The following is a 19,848-nucleotide window of genomic DNA, read 5'->3' as shown; positions in this document are numbered from 1 at the left end:
GCGGGGCCCGGGTCACCCTCGTGGCGGCCAACACCGCGCTTGCCGACCCGGCCGGGGTGGACGTCGTACGGGTCGGGACGGCCGTGCAGCTGCGCGAGGCGGTCCTCAAGGCGGCGGCGGACGCCGACGCCGTGGTGATGGCAGCGGCCGTGGCCGACTTCCGGCCGGCCGAGTACGCCGACCTGCGGCGCCTCGGGATGCGGGCGGCCCGCGCCGCGGCGACCCTCCCGGTGCGGATGGTGGTGTGCACCGTTCGGGAACCCACCCGCCGGCTGCGGCGGCTGCTCGACGCGTAACCGGCGCTGCCGCGGGCGCCGCCCCGCGGTCGGCCCGGTGACCCGTGGTCCGTGACCCCGTAGCCCGGTGTGACCGGTACGGGGTCACGGGGGCGTCACAACGCGGCACGGAGGATGACGATCCGCTGACGACCGGGCCTCCGACGGCTGTCCGCCGCCCGGGAAGGGCACGGACGCGGCACAGTCGGGGCGCGGACCCGGTCCCCATGTCGGCTCATGGGTCACCGGGTCCGCGCCCCGACCACCGGCCGGGTGACGCCCGACCGACCTGGGGGTGGAGATGACCAGCCGCAGCAGCACCACCGTCGCGACCGGATGCCCGCGACCTCGAACCACCGCCGTCCCGGGCGGGTTCCGGTGAGACGGCCGCCGATGGGCAGGCCGGCCGTCCGCCGGGACCGCGGGCACACGGCCACCGTCGCGTCCGGCGATCCGACGCCGCCCGGGGACGCCGAGCGGGAGGTGCCGCCCCGGGCGACGCCGGCCGTGCCCGGCTGGGCGGTGCGGGTCCTGACCCGGAGCGCCGCGGCCCTCGCCCTCGCTGCCGTCGGGTGGCTGCTGTTCTGGTTCCTGCTCCGCGTCCCGCTGGTCACCGTGGCCCTCGCCGTGGCGCTGCTCCTGGCCGCCCTCCTGCAGCCGGTCGCGCGGTGGCTGCGCCGGCGGGGGCTCCCCCCGGGGCTCGCGTCGCTGTTGTCGGTCCTGCTGCTCCTCGCCGTCCTCACCGGCGTCGGCGCCCTGGTCGGGTTCCGCGCGGCCGCGAAGCTGCGCAACCTCGCCCGGCCGCTGACCGCCGGCATCGACCGGATCCGGGTGTGGCTGATCGAGGGTCCGCTCGGCCTGGACCCGCAACGGGTCGCCGACATCCGCAACACCGTGGTGACCCGGATCTACCAGTTGATCCCCGAGCCCGCGGCCGCGGCCCGGATGGCCCTCTACGTGCTGGCCGCGGTGATCCTCGTCGCCTTCGTGCTGTTCTTCCTGCTCAAGGACGGCGAACGGATGTGGGGCTGGGCGCTCGGCTGGGTCCCCGGCCGGCGACGCGAGCACGTCGACGGGGCCGGGCGCTGCGCCTGGACCACCCTGTCCGGCTACATCCACGGCGTGATCATCGTGGCCATCATCGACGCGGTCGGGATCGGGACGGCCCTGTTCATCCTGGACGTCCCCCTGTGGGTCTCCCTGACCCTGCTGACGTTCCTGGGCGCGTTCGTCCCGATCTTCGGGGCCACGATCAGCGGCGCGGTCGCCGTGCTGGTCACCCTGGTCACCAACGGCCTCACCGACGCGATCATCGTGCTGGTCGTCGTCCTGGTCGTCCAGCAGGTCGAGGGCAACCTGCTGCAGCCGCTCATCGTCGGACGCACCCTGCACCTGCACCCGGTGGCCATCCTCGTCGCGGTGACCATCGGCACGCTCCTGTGGGGGCTGGCCGGCGCGCTGCTGGCGGTGCCGCTCATGGCCGTCGCCTACCGGATCGCCGAGTACGTGCGGGAGCACCGGCAGCCGCCCGCCGCACCGTCAATTGCGCACCCCGAGTCGGTGCCGTCCGGAGGGTCGGAGCCGGCCCCCGTCGCCGGAGCGGGACGCGCCTGACGTCCGGCGACGGCCACGCCTGACCGCAGGGCCTGACCGCAGGGCCTGACCGCAGGAACGGCGGCGTCCCGGACCGTGGCGGCCCGCCGGACCGCCCCGCAGTCCCGCAGCCCCGGGGCAGGAGCGCCGCTCCGCCACCGCCCGCCGCACAGGAGAACGCCCCGCGGCCGTGGATGCCGGGTCGGACCCGGCTCCCGGCCGCGGGGCGTCCGCGGACCGTGCGAGGTCAGTCGGCCTGCTCCTGCAGGATCTCCATGCGGTCGGCCGCGAGGGCGACCTGCCCCTCGGCCTCCGCGAAGAAGGCGTCCGGGTCGTCGAAGAGCTCGTCGGCGGCGATGCCGAAGTCCTGCTCGAAGGTGTCCTGCGCCACCTGGACCACCGTGCCGGACACCCGGACGACGTCGTTGGCGTCGAGCTCGGCCGGCGGGGTCGCCATGATGACCGCGATCGGCTCACCGGACTCCCCGGCGATCCAGTAGGCGGCGCCGACGTCGGTGGTGGCCACCAGCTCGGAGACCTCGGCGCTCACCGTCACCTCCTGGCCGATGAGCGGATCCGGGTCGTCGAACAGACCGGCCTCGTCCTCGACCACCGGGTCCACCGGCGCATCGGGCTCGGCCGCCGGCGCCTCCTCCAGGACGCCGACCCGCTCCTCGAGCTCGCCGATGTCCTCCTCGATGGCCTGCAGGTCGTCGATGGTGACCTCGCCGGCCTCCGGTCCGGCCGACTCGCCGCAGGCGGCCAGCCCGCCCATGCCGATGGCGGCCGCGACCAGGGCTGTGGCGGCGCGTCCCGCGCGCCGCGTACGGAGAGGCGTCAGGCGCCCGCTGGTGCTCATGATGGCTCCTCTGCTCGCTGGCGGGCTGCGCCGGGCAGCGCCGCTCGTGTCGGGTGCTGCTGACGTGCCCAGCCCGGCGGGGCCGGCCACCCGATGCGGCGGTCCTGACACCGATCCGCAAGGGGGGTGCAACATCCCCGGCGCAACCGTCACGTCGCCGTCGAATCCGCCCCCGGGTGGACGGCCGCCGGCTCGGGCGGACCGGTCACGGCAGGCGGTACCCGGCCGGACCCACCACCAGGTCGCCGCGGCGGGGGTCCTCCGAGAAGATAAGCGCCCCGCGGTGACGGCTGTCCGGCGGGAGGTAGGCCAGCTGGCTCACGGCCTGGTCGACCACCTCGCCCTGCCGCCGCAGCGTGCCGCTGATCTGGACGGCCTCGGCCGTGGCCCCGCCGTCGTTGACGGCGGTGAAGTGCACCGCGTACCCCTCTCCGGCCTCCTCGATCGAGGTGACCGCCACCGACAGACGGGGCCCGGACTCCCGCACGGCCACCGCCTGGTGGATCAGGAAACCCAGGAGGGCCGCCACCAGCAGGGCGCCCAGGACGCCCACGAGCTTCTCGGCGGGCGGGGTCCCCTGCCCGCCGTCCGGCTGGTCGTCGCCGCCGTGGTCCTGCCCGCCGGGCACGTGGTCGTCCGTGCGCTGGTGGTCCGACGAGGTCATCGCCCTCCCCTCCTCAGAGGATCAGCCGGGCCGCCGCCGCGCCCACGCTGGCGGGCAGGGCCAGGACGACCGACTCGGCCAGCACCATCCCCAGGCCGGTGCCGTCGAACCGGCCGAGGATCCACAGCAGGAAGGCCGCGACGGCGAAGGCCAGGACGTACCCGGCGACGGTGAAGGTCGCGAAGGACCGCAGGAACCCCCGCGACTCCTCCTCGCCCTTGAAGCCCGCCCCGTACACGAAACCGTGCATGAGCACCAGGCTGAGCAGGACGGTGGCCAGGAGATGCCACGGTGTCGCCGCCGCCGCGAGCAGCACGATCTCCTCGGTGGGGGCGACGTTGGCCGCGAACACCGCCGCGCCGGCGACCATCAGGAACAGCTCGTGCCCGTAGCCGCTCTGGGTCGCGGCGGCGCTGTCCTGTCCGAGCTGGCTGCGGGCGTAGGAGGCGCCGGCGGCGGCCGGCAGCGTCTCGATGGCCAGGATCGACGTCGCGCCCCGCCAGTCCTCCAGCCAGTCCATCCTCCCCAGGACGGTCAGGACGGCCGCGGCGGCCACCGCGGCCATGAGCAGCGCGATCCCGGTGTCGGCCAGGTCGCTGCGCCAGCCGGACTCGTCCGAGGCCCCACCCAGCTCGCGCACCAGCCCGAGGACGAGGAGCACGGTCGCGGCCAGGAGCAGGGCCAGCCGCCAGCGCTCGACATGGAGGCCGATCCGCCAGACCTCCATGGTCAGGAACAACGGCATCGCGAACAGCACCGCACCGCCGAGCGCACGGCCCAGCCCCCGCATCACCTCCATCAGGATCCGTCCACCCGCTCGTCAGCCGGCGGGCGACCCGGCCCCGGCAGGTGTCCAGGTCCGCCACGCCGCGTGTACCGGCCCGCCGGGGATCCCGGGGTCCCGGGCCGGCCGCGACCACGCTCCTGCGGTCGGGCCGATCCCCTCCCAGCCGTCTCCGCGGCGAGCTGCGGAGAGGCCATCGGTGCGTTCCATCGACGAGGTCCAGACGACGAGGGCGGACAGGACGACGGTGGGCTGCCCCGAGCCGGTGTCGCCACCCCTCCGGGCCGGGGATCGACACGAGCCCGTCATCGTCCGGCCGGGGGACGGCGTGGTGGCGTGTCCCGGGCCCGGCCCGCCGAGGTCATCGGAGCGCGCGGCGGTGCGGGTTCCTCCGGCGGGCGCCCGGGGGTAAGCGCCTTTTGATGAGACCGACGTCCCGACCCATGCCCACGCCCTCCCGCCCCCGGCACGCCGACGGGCCGCACCACACCGGCCCGGCCCCGTCGCCCGACCGGGCCGGACTCCCACCGGACGCCGGACCCCGGCCACCGGGCCCCGCGTGGGGCGCCGGGTCGCCCGCCGGCCGGGACGAGGCCCGACGAGCCGGCGCGGATTCCTCAGGAGGGAGGCGCGGAGCCGGTCGTGCCGATCGTCACCTCAGCCAGTGCGCGGCACTCCTCACCCAGCTCCCGGACCTGCGTGGAGGACGACTGCAGGTCCTCGACGATCTCCCGCACGCGGGCGACGTCGAGGTCCCCCAGTGCCGCCACGGCCTCCTCCAGCAGGCCCACCGAGCGGGCCGCCTCGTCGACCGCGGCCAGGCACTCCTCGGGGACCGTGGTCGTCACCGTCCGGCCCTCCACGTCTCCCTGGTCGTCGCCCGGCAGGACGACGGTGGGCTCCGCCGCCGTGGGGTCCGCGGCCCCGACCCCGTCGGCGCCGTCCGCGCCGTCGGGTCCGCCCCAGATGCCGAAGCCGATCAGCAGTCCCACGAGGAACGTCGCCGCGGGGAGCAGGACGGTCAGCGCCCGCACGCCACGACCACCCCCCGGCGGGGGGACCGGCGCGGTCTCACGCGTCCCGGTCCCGGCTCCTGTGCCCGGCATGTCCGCCTCCTCGGCTCGGCGTCGGGTCGCGGTGCGCCGGCGGAGTCGCGAGAGTGCCGGCAGGTGCGGCCTCCCACAGGTTCGCAGCCGAGCCCGAGGTACGCCCGTCGGGGAGGGTCCGCGTGACGACACTGCTGGGTGCCATCGGTCATCGAGGCGTGCGCCTGCTCGACGGGTTCGTCCTCTTCTGGGTGCTCCTGTGGATCGTCCTCGGCCTGCTGACCGGCCACGAGGTGCAGCAACTGACGTCGGTGAGCGACTCGGCGCAGGCCTCGGCACGCGCCGCCGACTCGGCCGGGCAGGCGCTGCAGTCCCTCCGGGACCTGCCGCTCGTCGGGGGGGACGCCGGTGAGCTGGGCGACCAGGTGCGGGACGCCGCCCAGGCGGTCCTGGCCAACGCGGCCGACTCGCGGGTGACCATCCACCGGCTCGGCGTGCTGCTGGGCATCTCGATCGCGCTCATCCCGCTGACCCCGGTCCTCTGGCTGTACCTGCCACCGCGCCTGGTCTACCGGGCCGACGTGGCGGCGCTGCGTGCCCGGCTGGCCTCCGGCCCGCCGGACGACGCCCTGACCGCCTACCTCGCCCGCCGCGCGGTCGACCGGCTGCCCTACCGGCAGCTGAGCGCCCTCACCGAGGATCCCGTGGGCGACCTCAGGGCCGGGCGCCACGCCGCCCTGGCGAGGGCGGAGCTCGGCCACCTCGGGCTGGCGTCGTAGTGGCGCCCGGCCCCGCCCCGACCGCGGGGCGGGGCCACGCCTCTGACATCCTCGCGGTCGACCTCCTCCCGCGCGGCACCGCAGGACCGCGGGCGGGGTCCGGTCCCGTTCCCCACCGTGCAGGAGGACCCGTGCGCGCCGCCCAGATCGCCACCCTCGACGGCCCCCGGGCCATCCAGGTCGTCGACCTCCCCGAGCCCGACGCCGACGGCAAGGCCGTGATCGAGGTGCACGCCGCCGGCGTGACCTTCCCCGAGGTGCTGCTCAGCCGCGGCGAGTACCAGCTCAAGCCGCCGCTGCCGTTCGTGCCCGGCAGCGAGGTCGCCGGAACCGTCCGGAGCGCCCCGGAGGGCAGCGGGCTGCAGCCCGGGCAGCGGGTCGCGGCCTTCCCGGGCTTCGGCGGCTTCGCCGAGGTGGCGGTCGCCGACCCGGGGTTCGTCTTCCCCCTGCCCGACCGCACGACCTTCGAGCAGGGTGCGGCCCTGCCGATGAACTACCTGACCATGCACTTCGCGCTGCGCCGTCGCGGCCGGGTGCAGGCGGGCGAGACCGTGCTCGTGCACGGCGCCGCCGGCGGCCTGGGGACGGCGGGCGTCCAGCTGGCCAAGGCGTACGGCGCGCGCGTCCTCGCCGTGGTGTCGAGCGAGGCCAAGGGCGAGGTGGCCCGGGCCGCCGGCGCCGACGAGGTCGTCCTCGCCGACGGGTTCCGCGATCGCGTCAAGGAGCTCACCGGCGGCCGCGGCGTCGATATCGTCGCCGACCCGGTGGGCGGTGACCGGTTCACCGACTCACTGCGCAGCCTCGCCCGCGAGGGCCGGCTGCTCGTGCTCGGCTTCACCGGCGGGGAGATCCCCACCGTCAAGGTCAACCGGCTGCTGCTGAACAACGTCTCGGTCGTCGGGGTCGGGTGGGGCGCCTTCTGGTCGGGCGATCCCGGCTACGTGCAGGAGCAGTGGCGGGACCTGCGGCCGCTGCTCGACGACGGCGCCCTCGACCCGGTCCTCGGGTCCGTCCACGACCTGGCCGACGCCGCCGCGGCGATCACCGAGCTCGACGAGCGCCGAGCCGCCGGCAAGGTGCTGCTCCGGGTGCGCTGAAGACGGACCCCGGGACGGGCCCGCTGCAGGGGTCCCGCCGGCTCCGTCCCGGGCCCCGCCCTCAGCGTGCGAAGGGTGGGGGGACAGTCCTTCTACGAGTGGCGGGGGCAGCGGCGGCCACCCGTCAGGGGCTCGCGCCGAGCCTGCGAGGCGTGGGGGAAGGGTGGTCCTTCTTCAGGTCGCGGTGCCCCGCCAGCGCAGCACCTCCAGGGCCGCGGCGACGCTGACGACGTCCTCGGCGAGCGGGCGCGGCAGCAGCTCGTCGGCCCGGGCCAGCCGGCGCAGCACCGTGTTGCGGTGGGTGTACAGCCGCCGGGCGGTGCGCGAGGTGTTGCCGAGCTCGCGGACGTAGGCGAGCACCGCCTGCTGCGTGTCGGCGTCCGCGTGCAGCAGGTCCCCGAGCGTGTCGGCGAGGAACTCCTCGGCCTGGGTCGGCTCGCCGGTGAGCAGGGCGACGAGCTGCACGTCCTCGTAGCGGGCGACCTGCTGCGGGGACGTCAGGCGGGCCAGCATCCGCTGGGTGGTGGCGGCGTCGAGGTGGCTGCGCCGGAAACCGTCGACGTCGGCGCCCGGGCGCCCCACGGCCACCCGGACGTCGGGGTGCGCCGCCAGCTGCGCGGCCAGCTGGCCCGCGCGCGGCGCCGTCGCCACGGGCAGCCAGACCCAGATGGCGGCGGCGCTGGCCAGGACCGTCAGCCGGTGGGCGGCGCCACTGGCCCGGACGACGGCCTCGGCGGCCGCCTCCAGTTGCTCCGACGCCGCCCCCGAGCCGCTCCACACGACGACGGCGGTGTGCGGGCCGGCCAGGCCGTAGCCGAGCTGCGCCTCGGCGCGGGCGCGGCTGATCGGTGCGCCCTCCAGCAGCAGCGTGACCGTGGCCCGGCGCTCGGCGTGCGCGCCGCGGGTGAGCTCGTCGCGCTCGGCCCGCATCCGCTCGGAGATGGCCGCGACGGTGTCGTCGATGAAGGTGGCGATCGACAGCGCCGAGACGTCGAGCAGCTCGCGCAGCTCCGCGGGGTCGGAGGTCAGGTCGAAGCAGATCGCCATCCACCGGCGCCAGGCGACGCCCTGGGCGGCTCGGTAGGCGTCCAGTGCCGACTCGTCGAGCCCTCGGCGCACCAGGTCGCGGGCCGACTCCAGCACCTCCGGTCCGGTGTTCGCCGGCACCCGCCGGCCCGGGTGCTGCACGTTGGCCGCCGCCCAGTGCAGCAGGTTGGCGAGGTTGGCCCGCCGGGTCGCGGCGGCGAGCACCGGGTCCTCGGCGACCGGCCGCATCCGCTGCCCGCCGAGGGCGGCCGCGTGCAGCTCCTCGACCCACTCGGCGCGGGGGTCGAGCGCGACCTCGGCACCCCGCCGGAAGAGCTCACGCACCCGCGGGCAGATCCGCGGCCACCGGACATCGGCTGCAGCACGGTGCACCACGGAGCGAGCATCGTGGTGCACGGTGCGGTGGCGCAAGGTGGCGGCGGCCACGGATCGTCGGGGACCGGCCGTACGAGTGGATCCGATGGGGAGCACACATGACCACCACGCAGACGCCGGTCGAGCACCTCGACGTGCTCGTCGTCGGTGCCGGGATCTCCGGCATCGGCGCGGGGCGCTACCTGACGACCGAGCACCCGGGGAAGAGCTTCGCGATCCTCGAGGCCCGCGCCGCCTCCGGCGGCACCTGGGACCTGTTCCGCTACCCCGGCATCCGGTCGGACTCCGACCTGCACACCTTCGGGTACGAGTTCAAGCCCTGGCGGGACGAGGAGTCCATCGCCGACGCGCCGCGGATCCTCGCCTACCTGCGCGAGACCGTGACCGAGAACGGGCTGGACGCCCGCATCCGCTACCACCACCGGGTGTTGGCCGCCGCCTGGTCCACCGCCGCGGCCCGCTGGCTGGTCGACGTCGAGCGCACCGACACCGGTGAGCGGCTGCAGCTCTCCGCCGGCTGGCTGTTCTGCGCGGGCGGCTACTACCGCTACGACGAGGGCTTCACCCCGCACTTCCCGGGCCGCGAGCGCTTCCGCGGGACGATCGTCCACCCTCAAGCCTGGCCCGAGGACCTCGAGTACGCCGGCGAGCGGGTGCTGGTCATCGGCAGCGGTGCCACGGCGGTCACCCTGGTGCCGGCGATGGCCGGGACCGCCGCGCACGTCACGATGCTGCAGCGGACGCCGAGCTACGTCCTGCCGGTGCCGCGGAAGGATCCGCTCGCCAACCGGCTGCGCGCGCTGCTCGGCGAGGAGCGCGGATACGCGGTCACCCGGCGCAAGAACATCGCCCAGCAGCGCGCGATCTGGGGCTTCTGCCAGCGGTACCCCGGGGCGGCCCGCCGGCTCATCCGCTGGGTCAACGCCAAGCAGCTGCCCGAGGGCTATCCGGTCGACGAGCACTTCAACCCGCCGTACGACCCGTGGGACCAGCGGTTGTGCGCGGTGCCGGACGGCGACCTGTTCCGGGCCATCCGCCAGGGCACGGCCGAGGTGGTCACCGACCGGATCGTCACCTTCACCGAGACCGGCGTGCTGCTGGAGTCCGGCCGCGAGCTCGAGGCCGACGTGATCGTCACCGCGACCGGGTTGACCGTGCAGGCCATCGGCGGGATGTCGTTGACGGTCGACGGTGCCCCGGTGCACCTGCCCGACACCGTCGCCTACAAGGGCATGATGCTCTCCGGCGTCCCCAACTTCGTGCTCGCGATCGGCTACACCAACTCGTCGTGGACGCTGAAGATCGGGCTGCTCTGCGAGCACTTCACCCGGCTGCTGGCGCACATGGACGCCCACGGGTACGACGTCTGCCGGCCCGAGCCGAGCGATCCGGAGATGCCCACCCGGCCGTTGCTCGACTTCGCCGCCGGCTACATCCAGCGGGCCGTCGACCAGCTGCCCCGCCAGGGCGACCGGATGCCGTGGCTGACCTCGATGACCTACTCCTCCGACGTCGAGCTGCTGCGCGCCGACAGCGTCGTCGACCCCGAACTGCACTTCTCCCGCGCCACCGCGCCCGTGACCACGCCAGCCGAGGTGTCCGCGTGACGGCGACCGCACGGCTCCACGGACCCGCCCGCCGCGCCGGAGGCCCCGTCACCGGAACAGGAGACCCCCGATGAGCAGCGTCCGCGGCAAGGTCGCCGCCGTCACCGGCGCCGGCTCCGGCATCGGCCGCCAGCTGGCCTTCGAGCTCGCCCGGCGCGGGGCGCGGCTGGCGGTGTCGGACGTCGACGACCTCGGGCTGGCCGACACCGCGGACCGCGCCGGGGCGCTCGGCGCCGACGTCCACGCCGCGCACCTCGACGTCAGCGACCGCGCGGCCGTCGAGGCCCACGCGGCGGCGGTGGCGGAGCACTTCGGCGTCGTGCACCAGGTCTACAACAACGCCGGCGTCGCGGGGGGGAGCACAGTGCTCGAGACCGACTGGGCCGAGTACGACCGCGTCTGGTCGGTCAACCTGTTCGGCGTCCTGCACGGCACCAAGGCGTTCCTGCCGCACCTGGTCGCCTCCGGCGACGGGCACGTCGTCAACGTCTCCAGCCTCAACGGGATCATGGGGCAGGGCCGCAGCACGGCCTACTGCGCCAGCAAGTTCGGCGTCCGCGGCTTCACCGAGAGCCTGCGCGCCGAGATGCTGGCGGCCGGGCACCCCGTCCGGGTCACCGTCGTCCACCCCGGCGGGGTCAGGACCAACATCGCGACGGCGGCGTTCGAGCACGCCCGGCAGCAGGGCGCCGAGGCCACCCCGCAGGAGGAGGCCCGCCGCCGTCTCTACGAGGAGAAGCTGCTGAAGATGCCGCCCGAGCAGGCCGCGCGGATCGTCGTCGACGGGGTGGAGGCCGGTCGGCCCCGCATCCTCGTCGGCAACGACGCGAGGGCCGTCGACCTGCTGGTCCGCCTGGCGCCCCGGCTCTACCCGGCGCTGGTCGCCCGCGCCGAGCGCCGCTTCGCCGGCGGCGCCTGACCCGCGACCCCGGTCACAGGCGGCCCGGTCCACCAGAGACGTCGACGCGGCGTCCGTCCACGTCGACCAGGTCGGCGGCACCGGCGGGCAGCTCCATGGTGGTGCGGTGCCCCGACCCGGGGGACGGTGACACGCGATCGAGCACCGTGACAGGCTGCGACCACCACGCACTCCGCCCACCCCACCACCCTCGAACAGGAGGACCGATGGCCTTCCGCGGCATGATGGCGCGCCTGGGCTCCGGCGGCGCCGGTGTCGAGACCGTGCTCGACCGGCCGGAGACGACCCCGGGCGGCGGTGTCACCGGCACCGTCCACCTCACCGGCGGCAAGGTCGCGCAGGACGTCGAGGAGGTCCGGGTCGCACTGCAGGCCACCGTGGAGGTGGAGAGCGGCGACAACTCCTGGCGCGAGGAGGTCACCTTCGGCACCACCGCGATCGCCGGGGCCTCCCGGATCGAGCCGGGCGAGCAGCGCAGCGTCCCGTTCAGCCTGCCCGTGCCCTGGCAGTGCCCGATCACCGCGATCGACGGCTGGCACCTGCGGGGCATGCGCATCGGCCTGCGCACCCGGGTCGACATCGCGGGCTCGGTCGACCCCGGCGACCTCGACCCGGTGACCGTCCTCCCGCTGCCGGTGCAGCGCACCGTCCTGCACGCGCTCGACGGTCTGGGCTTCGCCTTCCGCGGCGCCGACGTGGAGAAGGGCCGCATCCGCGGCAGCGACCTGCCGTTCTACCAGGAGGTCGAGTTCGCCCCGCCGCCCGGCCTGCGCGGCCGGGTCAACGAGCTCGAGGTCACCTTCCTCACCGACCCGCAGGGCGTGGACGTCGTCCTGGAGGTCGACCGGCGCGGCGGGCTGCTCAGCCAGGGCCGCGACGTCGGCGGCCGGCTGCGGCTGGGCCACTCCGACACCGACGTCCGGGCCGTGGCGGCCCGGCTGGACGCCGCCGTCCGGCAGCTCGGCGCCCGCCGCGGGTGGCTGTAATGGAAATCGGCGATTCCCATCGTTCGAGGCGGCCCGCAGGGCCATGGTTTCTGTGAGGAGCGGGGCCCGAAGGGTTTTCGACGAGCGGCCGGTCCGGCTCCGCTCAGGCGGGGTACGGCACCGGCCGCGGTGTCGGCCGGCAGCCCGACGGCGGGAGACCGCGACGGACGGCGCCGTGAGCTGACGGCTCCGGCCCGGCGCTGGGCGCTGGTGTTGCAATGGCGTGACGATTACCGGTCGAAAGCGGTGCCCGGCCGTCAGGTGCGCGTCGGCGCGCATCCCCTGGGACACCCTGGCGGGAGTGCACCCGCCCACCTCTACCGACCGCCCCGCCGCGCCGCGCCGGGCCGAGGGCCCGCCCGTCGTCGACCTGGCCGACGAGCGGGCGGCCGACCAGCGGCTCACCGGCGCCAAGGCCGCGGCGCTGGCGACGGCGGCCGGGGCCGGCCTGCCGGTGGTACCCGGCTTCGTCGTCACGACGACGGCGGTCGAGGAGATCGCCGCCGGCGGCGACCTGCCCACGGCGGTCCTGGACGCGTGGCACGGCCTGTCCGACGACGACGCCCAGGCGCTCGTGGTGCGCAGCAGCTCCACCGTCGAGGATCTCGGCGACTCCTCGATGGCCGGCCGCTTCGAATCCGTCGTCGGCGTCCGCGGGTCCAGCGGCTTCCGGCGCGCCGTCGGCCTGGTCATCGCCTCGCGCGAGCAGGCGGCGGCCGGGTCCGACACGCTGACCGGCAGCGAGCCGCTCGCCGTCCTCGTCCAGCCCCTGCTCTCGGCCCGCTGCGGCGGCGTGCTGTTCGGCATCGACCCGGTCTCGGGCCGCGAGGACCGGCTGGTCGTCGCCGTCGTGGAGGGGGGGCCGGACCGGCTGGTCAGCGGGGAGGTCGACGGCAGCCGCTACGAGCTCGACGCGTCCGGCCGGCAGGTCGGGCTGACCCGGGGAGAGGGCGGCATCCGGCTGAGCCGGCGCCGCCTGCGGCAGCTGGCCGAGCTCGCCGCCCGGACGGCGGAGGTCTTCGGCGGTCCGCAGGACGTGGAGTGGGCCTACGACGGCGACGGCCGGCTGCGCCTGCTGCAGAGCCGCCCGGTCACGGCCGAGCCCCGGGGCCGCCCCCGTGGGCCGGTGCTCGGTCCCGGGCCGGTGGCCGAGACGTTCCCCCTCCCGCTGCAGCCGCTCGAGGAGGACCTGTGGATCGATCCGCTGCGCACCGCGCTCCGCCGCGCGCTGTCGCTGGCCGGCACCGCCGCTCCCGCGGACCTCGACACCTCCCCGCTGGTCACCGTGCTGGACGGATGGCCCGCCGTCGACCTGGACCTGCTGGAGCCGCAGCACCGCCACCCGAGGGTGCGGGAGCGGCTGGACCCCCGCCCGCGCCTGCGGCGGCTGTACGCGTCCTGGCGGGTCGGACGGCTGCGCTCGGCGTTGCCCACCCTGGCCCGGGACGTCGTGGGCGCCGCCGACACGGCTCTGGCGGGCGTCCCCGCAGCGGCCGACCTGGACGACCGGCAGCTGGTCGCCCTGCTGCACCGGCTGCGGCCCGCACTGACCTCCGTGCACGCGCACGAGCTCCTCGTCGGCCTGCTCGTCGACCCGGAGGCCCCGCGCACCACGGGCACCGGCACCGCCCTGGGCGTCCTCGCCCGCGCCCGGCGGGCCGGCGTGCCCGACGCGGAGACCCTCGCCGGCTCCCCGGTCGTCCTCGCGCTCGCCCCGCCGCAGGTGCGGGGGGCGCCCGACCTGCCGGCCGACGTCCCCTTCCCCAGCGACGGTGACGCGCCCGGGGACGGGCCGCCGGGGGACCCCGACGACCCCGGCCTGCTGCGCGAGGCGCTGCGGCTGCGCGTGCGCTGGCTGCAGGAGGCCGGTGCCCGCGCCGCCTGGACGCTCGGCGAACGCCTCGCAGCCGCAGGCCGGCTGGCCCGCCCCGACGACGTCCGCGGCCTGGGGCTCGACCAGCTCACCGCGGCCGTGGAGGATCCGGGCGCGCCCCTGGTGCCCCGGCCGGTCGAGCCGGGTGAGCCCCTGCCCGCCCGCTTCCGGGTCAGCGACACCGGCCGGCCGGTCCCCGTCGGGGGCGGGGCGGGTGCCAGCGGCGCCGGCGGGGGTACCGGGACCGGACCGGTGCACCACGGGGACGACCCGCCCGAGGGGGCGGTGCTCGTCGTCCGGACGCTGGACCCGGCCCTGGCCTCGGTGCTGCCGCGGCTGGCCGGTCTCGTCGCCGAGACCGGCAGCGTGCTGGCGCACCTGGCGATCCTCGCCCGGGAGGCGGGGGTGCCGACGGTGGTCGGCTTCACGGGGGCGCTCGAGCGGTTCCCGCCCGGCACGGTGGTCCGGGTCGACGGGGCCACCGGCGAGGTCGAGGAGCAGGAGGAGACGTCATGAGGAAGCTGAGCTGGATCATCGGCACCATCGCGCTGCTGGCCTCGGGCAGTTACCTGCTGGTCTACGTGTACCGCTGGGAGTGGCACCGCGCCCTGCTCGTCGGCATCCTCTTCAACGCCTGCCTGGTCGGCCTGTGCGCCGCCCTGGTCCTGCGCCGGCTGACCCGGGTCGAGCGGCAGCTGTCGACCGCCGGCGCGCCGCACCCGGCCGACCCGCTCGCCCGGCTGCGCGCGGCCCCGGTGGAGCCTCCGCCGTTCCGCTGGCTGCGCCCGGAGGCGCTCGACCGGACGCACGTGTTCATCCCCATCCTGCTCGGCGGCGGGGTGCTGGTGTCCGGGGCCGCGTGGCTGATCGAGCGGGTGGCCGGCTCCTCGGCCCGCGCCGGTGTCGAGGAGGACCTCGCCCGCGAACTGCGGGACATCGCCTTCCCCGGGTCCGCCCTGGTGCCCGGGAACGCCGAGGTGCTGGCCGGTGGCGGGGACGCCGACGACCCGGGGCTGCGCCTGCTCCTCGGCCCGGCCGCCGGCGGGACGGCGCGGTGAAGCGGGTGCTGGCCTGGGTCGCCGCTGCCGCGGTGACCCTCACCGGCGTGCTGCTGCTCCGGGCCGAGCTGATGACCGTCGAGGTCGAGCAGCCCGAGGGGTCCTACACCGACGTGGTGGTCACCGCCACGGTGAACCAGGAGGACCCGGAGGCGGTTCGGGAGGAGATGACCCGCGGCCTGGTCAGCACCTGCCGGCTGCTGGTCAACGCCGACGTGGCCGCCGAGTCCTTCCGCCGCGTCGAGCCCGACGTGTTCGCCTTCCGGCTGCGGCCGGGCCTCGACGAGTTCGACCGGCGCGAGCTGCGCGGCTGCCTGTCCGACACGCGGGTCCAGCACCTGCTGGTCGACGTCCTGCACCTGCAGACGGTGACCCCGGCCGACCCGGAGCCCGCCCGGGCCGAGGGCTGAGCTGCCGGCCCGACGCCGGAACACCCCGAGCCTGACGGCGTTGGACCCAGGAGACAGCCCCGCACCCCGGAGGTCCGCTCGCTCGTGGCCCAGCTCAACCGCAGGCAGTTGCTCGCCGCCGGCCTGGGAACGGCCGGCACGCTCGCCGCCGGCGGGCTGACCAGCCAGCTGTGGCCCCTCCTCGGTCGGGAGGACCTGCTCCCCGGCGCCGACCCGGAGCTCACCCTGCCTGCGCGCGCCTGGGCGGAGACCGGCGACCGCCTCACCTTCGCCGCGGTCGGCGACACCGGCAGCGGCGGGAGGCAGGCGATGGCCGTCGCCGAGCGGATGGCCCGCGGGTACCAGGACTCCCCCTACGGGCTGGTGACCCACCTGGGCGACCTCTGCTACTACGGGCACGTCGAGGACCGCTTCGACGACGTCTTCGTCCGTCCCATGCGGCCGCTCATCGACGCCGGCGTCCGGTTCGAGCTGGCGATCGGCAACCACGACGGCGCGCTGCACCACAGCGACGAGAGCCTGGCCGAGATCGACGCCGAGCTGCGGCTGCTGGGCACGCCGGCCCGGACCTACACCACCAGCCACGGCCCGGTCGACTTCTTCTACCTGGACTCCAGCGCCCCCGGGCTGTTCGGGGACGACGCCCCGGCCCAGCTGGAGTGGCTGGACGACGCCCTGGCCAGCTCCACCAACCAGTGGAAGGTCGTCTGCATGCACCACCCGGTGTTCTCGGCCGGCTCGCACGGCCCGACGCCGGGCGCCGAGGACGTGCTGCGGCCGGTGCTCGCCCGGCGCGCCGTCGACCTGGTGCTCACCGGCCACGACCACCACTACGAGCGGATGCGCCCGGTGGACGGCGTCACCTACGTGGTCAGCGGCGGGGGCTGCAAGACGACCCCGGTCGGCCGCAGCCGGCTCACCCTGGCCGCGGCGTCGGCGCTGCAGTACCTGCACGTCGACGTGGACGGCGACCGGCTGACCGGGCGCTCGGTGCGCGCCGACGGGCTCGTCCTCGACCGGTTCGAGCTGCGGGCCCGCGAGGGCCGGTGACCGGCGTCCGGCTGGCCGCCGGCGGCTACGGCCTCGTGGTCGCGCTGGTGGTCCTCGCCCCGGCGCTCGTCCTGCGGGCCGCCGCCCGCCGCGGGGGCATCCCCGCCGACGGGACCGCGGACGTCCTCGCGGTGAGCGCCGCGGTGGGGGCGGTCGCCGCCGTCCTCGCCTGGCGCGGGGTGCTGCGCACCGGGCACGGCGGGCGGTGGGGGGCCGCGCTCGCCGGTCTCGGCGTCCTGGCACCGGCCGCCGTCGGGCTGCCGACCCTCGCGCTGCGCACCGCCGCGTGGCTGCCGGCGGACGTCACGACCCGGCCCTGGCTGGCCCCGGCCGTCTGGGGCGCCGGCCTGGTGGTCGCCGTCCTCGCCGGGGCCGGGACGCAGCGGGCGGTCGGGAGGTGGCTGGCCCGCGGCCGGGCCACGGCTATCGACCGCCGCGGCGCGCCACCAGCAGGACGCCGGCGACGGGAAGGATGACCGCCGCCACCGCGGCGAGGAAGACCGCCGCCTGCACGACCACGGCCGCCCCGGCGGAGAGCAGGGCCGCCCCGACCGCCCCGAGCCCCAGCGCACTGCCGAGCAGGACCAGGGACAGGACGGCGCGGTCGGTGCCGGCCTCCTCGTCGGCGTCGGCCGGCCGACGCCCGCCGACCATGAGGAGCGCGCCGCGGCCGGCCAGCGCCGCGGCCAGGAGCAGCAGGACGACCGGGACGATCCAGTCCACCGCGGCACTCCTCTCCGGACGGCGCGGCCGGGTGCACCGGCCTGTCTCCCGGAGCGTTCCCCGGGACCGCGCCGCGACCGCGGTGGCGCGGGTGTCGTCACGCAGGCGTCACCTGGCCGGCCCGGTCGATGACGACCTCGTGTCGGTCGCGGGCGACGAGCAGCGGTGGCCGGCGACCGGGATATCCGCCCGGGCGTACCGACACCGCTCGTCCCGCGGCCGGACCCGCCGGCGGGACCCCGGCGAGAGGACGCGCATGCGCACCGCCCGTACCCGAGGACGAGCCGCCGTCGCGGCGGCGGCCGCCGCCCCGGCCCTGGCCCTCTCCGCGTGCGGCGAGGACACCGCGGGCCCGGAGGTCGGCACGACCGTCGAGGACATCCAGGAGGACGCCGCCTCGGACGTCGGCCCCTTCGAGGGCGTCTACGACTCCGACTTCTCCGACGACATCGAGTCCTACGAGGGCCGGGAGGTCCGGGTCTCCGCCGACGTCAACGAGGTCCTCAGTCCGACCGCGTTCACCATCGCCGGCACCGACGACACCACCGTGGACGAGCTGCTCGTCGTCGGCGCGGAGGAGAGCAACAACCTCGCGCCGGACCTCACCGTCGCGGTCGAGGGCACCGTCCGCCTGGCCTTCGACCTCGCCGAGGCGGAGGCGGAGCTGGGCGCGGACCTGGACGACGCGCTGGGCGAGGAGTGGGCCGGCGAGCCCTACATCGTGGCCGAGAGCATCGACACCTCGGTGCCCTCCGACCAGTGACCGCCGGCCGGGGGGACGCCGCGCCGGCCCGGCTGTCGACGACGTCGCTGCTCATCGTGCTGCTGGCGCTGCTGACCGGGTGCGGGATCGGCGCGCAGAGCCGCGAAGAACCGGTGCCGGTCGCCGACGCGCTGCCCACCCCACCACGCCCGCCCGGCAGCGGGGGCGACGATGAGCTGGTCGTCTACTTCGTCGCAGGGGCCCGGCTGGAGCCGGTGACCCGGTCGGTCCCGTCCCGGCGTCCGCAGGACGCCGTCGACCGGCTGCTCGCCGGGCCCACCCGGGCCGAGGCGGGAGCGGGCCTGCGGACGGCGCTGTCCCCGCAGCACCTGACCGTCCTCACCGGTCCGGACGGCGGGACGGTGACCGTCGCGGTGACGCGGAGCTTCACCACCATCGGTGGCGGCGACCAACTGCTGGCCGTGGCCCAGGTGGTCTGGACCGTCACCCAGTTCCCGCGGATCGACGACGTGCGGTTCCTGTTCGAGGGCGCGTTGGTCGCCGTCCCGACCGACGAGGGCCTCACCTCGCGGCCGGTGGACCGTGCCGACTACGCCTCCATCGCCCCCCGCCCGGATGCGCCCACCGGCACGCCGGAGACGTCGCCGTCGACGCCGGGCTCCCCTCGCTGACCCACCCCCACCCCAGGAGACCACTCGATGCCGGCACCGACCGCCCCCGCCACCACGCCCCCCGGCGGCACGGTCACCGCCCTCCGGCCGCACCCGCCGGAGCCGCGGGCGGCGCTGGAGGGGCTGCTCGGGGCGCCCTTCACCGAGGGCAACGAGGTCGGCGTCCTGCGCAACGGCGAGCAGACGTTCCCGGCCCTGCTGGCGGCCATCGAGGAGGCCACCCGCACCGTCGACCTGATGTGGTTCGCCTGGGACCGCGGCGCCATCGGCACCCGGCTGGCCGGCGCGCTCACCGACCGGGCGCGCGCCGGGGTGCGGGTGCGGGTCCTCCTCGACGGCTACGGCGCCAAGCACGTCGACCCGGCCCTGGTCGCGCGGCTGCGCGCGGCCGGTGGCCAGGTCGTCTTCTACCGGCCGGTGCCCAGCTGGCGCCCCACCGTGTGGAACCTGCGGACCCATCGGCGGGTCCTGGTCTGCGACGAGGAGGTCGCCTTCACCGGCGGCACCGGCATCGCCGACCCGTGGACCGGCGACGGGGTGCACGGACAGGCCTGGCGGGACACCTCCTACCGGGTCCGCGGCCCCGCGGTGTCGGGGCTGCGTTCGGGGTTCGCCCTGCCGTGGCTCCAGGTGCAGGCGCGTGACGGCGAGGCCGTGCTCGGGACGGAGGACCGCTTCCCGACGCTGCCGGCGGACGGCGACAGCGCCGTCCAGGTGCTGCGGACGGCGTCCACCCCCGGCTGGAACGACGCGGCGCTGGCGATCGCCGCGCTGCTGCAGACGGCGCGCTCCCGGGTGCGGATCGCCACGCCGTATGCGCGGCTCCCCCGGTGGCTGTGCGACCTGGTGTGCGACACCGCCCGGCGTGGCGTGGCCGTGCAGCTGCTGGTGTCCGGCCCGCACGTCGCGCGGCCGGTCGTCCACCGGCAGGCCGACCGGGACATGGCGCCGCTCCTCGACGCCGGCGTGGAGATCTGGCGGTACCTGCCGAGCCTGCTGCACGCGAAGATCGTCACCGTCGACGGCGCGGTGGCGATGGGCGGGACGACGAACCTCGACGTCCGCAGCTTGGCGCTCAACGAGCAGATGGACCTGGTCGTCGCGGACCCGGCGGTCGTGGCCATCCTCGACGGGCACTTCGACGAGGACTTCGCCCGCAGCGCACGGGTGACGGCCGCCGGCTGGGAGCAGCGTCCGCGGACGCACCGGGCGCTGGAGACCGTCGTCGACGTGACCGGGCGGCCGCTGCGGGGCTGGGGCTCGCTGGGCCTGGTCGCCCGGCGCCCGGACCGGTGAGCGCGGCCGCCC

22 protein-coding genes are annotated in these 19,848 nt (G+C 76.1%); 15 read left to right on the top strand and 7 right to left on the bottom strand.

The features are described 5' to 3' along the window. A partial coding sequence (locus E4P41_RS23305) for a phosphopantothenoylcysteine decarboxylase (protein ID WP_280660666.1) occupies positions 1–296 on the top strand: 296 nt, incomplete at its 5' end. Between the two features lie 372 nt (positions 297–668). Then, positions 669–1,889, top strand: a complete 1,221-nt coding sequence (locus E4P41_RS14210; protein WP_167761089.1) for an AI-2E family transporter — start codon at positions 669–671, stop codon at positions 1,887–1,889. A gap of 226 nt (positions 1,890–2,115) precedes the next feature. Here the strand turns inward: E4P41_RS14210 and E4P41_RS14205 are convergent, their stop codons facing one another. From E4P41_RS14205 to E4P41_RS14190, 4 genes are all read right to left on the bottom strand, one after another. Beyond that, positions 2,116–2,727, bottom strand: coding sequence for a hypothetical protein (locus E4P41_RS14205; RefSeq protein ID WP_135141907.1), 612 nt, complete (start codon positions 2,725–2,727; stop codon positions 2,116–2,118). 205 nt (positions 2,728–2,932) lie between these two features. After that, positions 2,933–3,391: a TIGR02588 family protein gene (locus E4P41_RS14200; protein ID WP_135141906.1), complete on the bottom strand. Its 459-nt coding sequence runs from the start codon at positions 3,389–3,391 to the stop codon at positions 2,933–2,935. A 13-nt stretch (positions 3,392–3,404) separates the two neighbouring features. Beyond that, complete coding sequence (locus tag E4P41_RS14195; protein ID WP_135141904.1) at positions 3,405–4,190, bottom strand: TIGR02587 family membrane protein; 786 nt, start codon at positions 4,188–4,190, stop codon at positions 3,405–3,407. 602 nt (positions 4,191–4,792) lie between these two features. Continuing rightward, positions 4,793–5,209 (bottom strand): hypothetical protein, encoded by a 417-nt coding sequence (locus E4P41_RS14190; protein WP_135141902.1) that lies wholly within the window; start codon positions 5,207–5,209, stop codon positions 4,793–4,795. A 194-nt stretch (positions 5,210–5,403) separates the two neighbouring features. Here E4P41_RS14190 and E4P41_RS14185 point away from each other — a divergent pair, with 194 nt between their 5' ends. Both E4P41_RS14185 and E4P41_RS14180 read left to right on the top strand, forming a co-directional pair. Continuing rightward, positions 5,404–6,000: a hypothetical protein gene (locus E4P41_RS14185; RefSeq protein ID WP_135141901.1), complete on the top strand. Its 597-nt coding sequence runs from the start codon at positions 5,404–5,406 to the stop codon at positions 5,998–6,000. Between the two features lie 131 nt (positions 6,001–6,131). Beyond that, the gene (locus tag E4P41_RS14180; RefSeq protein WP_135141899.1) at positions 6,132–7,097 is read left to right on the top strand and encodes an NADPH:quinone oxidoreductase family protein; all 966 of its coding nucleotides are present in this window, start codon (positions 6,132–6,134) and stop codon (positions 7,095–7,097) included. Positions 7,098–7,271: 174 nt separating this feature from the next. Here E4P41_RS14180 and E4P41_RS14175 read toward each other — a convergent pair whose 3' ends face one another. Beyond that, a complete protein-coding gene (locus tag E4P41_RS14175) occupies positions 7,272–8,468 on the bottom strand; it encodes a PucR family transcriptional regulator (RefSeq protein WP_245177344.1) in 1,197 nt (398 codons plus the stop codon). A gap of 149 nt (positions 8,469–8,617) precedes the next feature. On the opposite strand from E4P41_RS14175, the gene E4P41_RS14170 reads away from it, so the two are divergent. Further along, positions 8,618–10,126 (top strand): NAD(P)/FAD-dependent oxidoreductase, encoded by a 1,509-nt coding sequence (locus E4P41_RS14170; RefSeq protein WP_135141895.1) that lies wholly within the window; start codon positions 8,618–8,620, stop codon positions 10,124–10,126. A 70-nt stretch (positions 10,127–10,196) separates the two neighbouring features. Further along, positions 10,197–11,045, top strand: a complete 849-nt coding sequence (locus E4P41_RS14165) for an SDR family oxidoreductase (RefSeq protein WP_135141893.1) — start codon at positions 10,197–10,199, stop codon at positions 11,043–11,045. Between the two features lie 13 nt (positions 11,046–11,058). Here E4P41_RS14165 and E4P41_RS23665 read toward each other — a convergent pair whose 3' ends face one another. Beyond that, positions 11,059–11,190 carry a hypothetical protein gene (locus E4P41_RS23665; protein WP_280660659.1) on the bottom strand — a complete coding sequence of 44 codons (132 nt, stop codon included), beginning with the start codon at positions 11,188–11,190 and terminating at the stop codon, positions 11,059–11,061. A 61-nt stretch (positions 11,191–11,251) separates the two neighbouring features. Here E4P41_RS23665 and E4P41_RS14160 point away from each other — a divergent pair, with 61 nt between their 5' ends. From E4P41_RS14160 to E4P41_RS14135, 6 genes are all read left to right on the top strand, one after another. Continuing rightward, positions 11,252–12,031 carry a sporulation protein gene (locus tag E4P41_RS14160; protein WP_135141892.1) on the top strand — a complete coding sequence of 260 codons (780 nt, stop codon included), beginning with the start codon at positions 11,252–11,254 and terminating at the stop codon, positions 12,029–12,031. Positions 12,032–12,332: 301 nt separating this feature from the next. Then, complete coding sequence (locus E4P41_RS14155) at positions 12,333–14,420, top strand: PEP/pyruvate-binding domain-containing protein (protein WP_167761088.1); 2,088 nt, start codon at positions 12,333–12,335, stop codon at positions 14,418–14,420. Further along, a complete protein-coding gene (locus E4P41_RS14150; RefSeq protein WP_135141890.1) occupies positions 14,417–14,962 on the top strand; it encodes a hypothetical protein in 546 nt (181 codons plus the stop codon). Before E4P41_RS14155 ends, E4P41_RS14150 begins: the two co-directional genes overlap by 4 nt. After that, a complete protein-coding gene (locus tag E4P41_RS14145) occupies positions 14,959–15,372 on the top strand; it encodes a hypothetical protein (protein WP_135141889.1) in 414 nt (137 codons plus the stop codon). Before E4P41_RS14150 ends, E4P41_RS14145 begins: the two co-directional genes overlap by 4 nt. An 84-nt stretch (positions 15,373–15,456) precedes the next feature. Continuing rightward, the gene (locus tag E4P41_RS14140; RefSeq protein ID WP_135141888.1) at positions 15,457–16,422 is read left to right on the top strand and encodes a metallophosphoesterase; all 966 of its coding nucleotides are present in this window, start codon (positions 15,457–15,459) and stop codon (positions 16,420–16,422) included. Continuing rightward, positions 16,419–16,898: a hypothetical protein gene (locus tag E4P41_RS14135; RefSeq protein WP_135141887.1), complete on the top strand. Its 480-nt coding sequence runs from the start codon at positions 16,419–16,421 to the stop codon at positions 16,896–16,898. The genes E4P41_RS14140 and E4P41_RS14135 overlap by 4 nt, the downstream gene beginning before the upstream one ends. Here E4P41_RS14135 and E4P41_RS14130 read toward each other — a convergent pair. Next, complete coding sequence (locus tag E4P41_RS14130; protein ID WP_135141886.1) at positions 16,846–17,145, bottom strand: hypothetical protein; 300 nt, start codon at positions 17,143–17,145, stop codon at positions 16,846–16,848. The two genes, E4P41_RS14135 and E4P41_RS14130, sit on opposite strands and share 53 nt — an antisense overlap. 256 nt (positions 17,146–17,401) lie before the next feature. Between E4P41_RS14130 and E4P41_RS14125 the strand changes: the two genes are divergently transcribed. Genes E4P41_RS14125 through E4P41_RS14115 form a run of 3 tightly spaced genes read left to right on the top strand, consistent with a single transcriptional unit; the run spans position 17,402 to position 19,836 of the window. Beyond that, positions 17,402–17,908, top strand: coding sequence for a hypothetical protein (locus tag E4P41_RS14125; RefSeq protein ID WP_135141885.1), 507 nt, complete (start codon positions 17,402–17,404; stop codon positions 17,906–17,908). Further along, positions 17,905–18,540, top strand: coding sequence for a GerMN domain-containing protein (locus E4P41_RS14120; protein ID WP_135141884.1), 636 nt, complete (start codon positions 17,905–17,907; stop codon positions 18,538–18,540). The genes E4P41_RS14125 and E4P41_RS14120 overlap by 4 nt, the downstream gene beginning before the upstream one ends. A 27-nt stretch (positions 18,541–18,567) precedes the next feature. After that, on the top strand, positions 18,568–19,836 hold the full coding sequence (locus E4P41_RS14115) for a phospholipase D-like domain-containing protein (protein ID WP_135141883.1): 1,269 nt from the start codon (positions 18,568–18,570) through the stop codon (positions 19,834–19,836). Positions 19,837–19,848: the final 12 nt, after the last annotated feature.

This window comes from Geodermatophilus sp. DF01-2, from assembly GCF_004571065.1.
Classification (GTDB): Bacteria; Actinomycetota; Actinomycetes; order Mycobacteriales; family Geodermatophilaceae; genus Geodermatophilus.
This window is presented reverse-complemented; position numbering and strand designations above follow the sequence as displayed.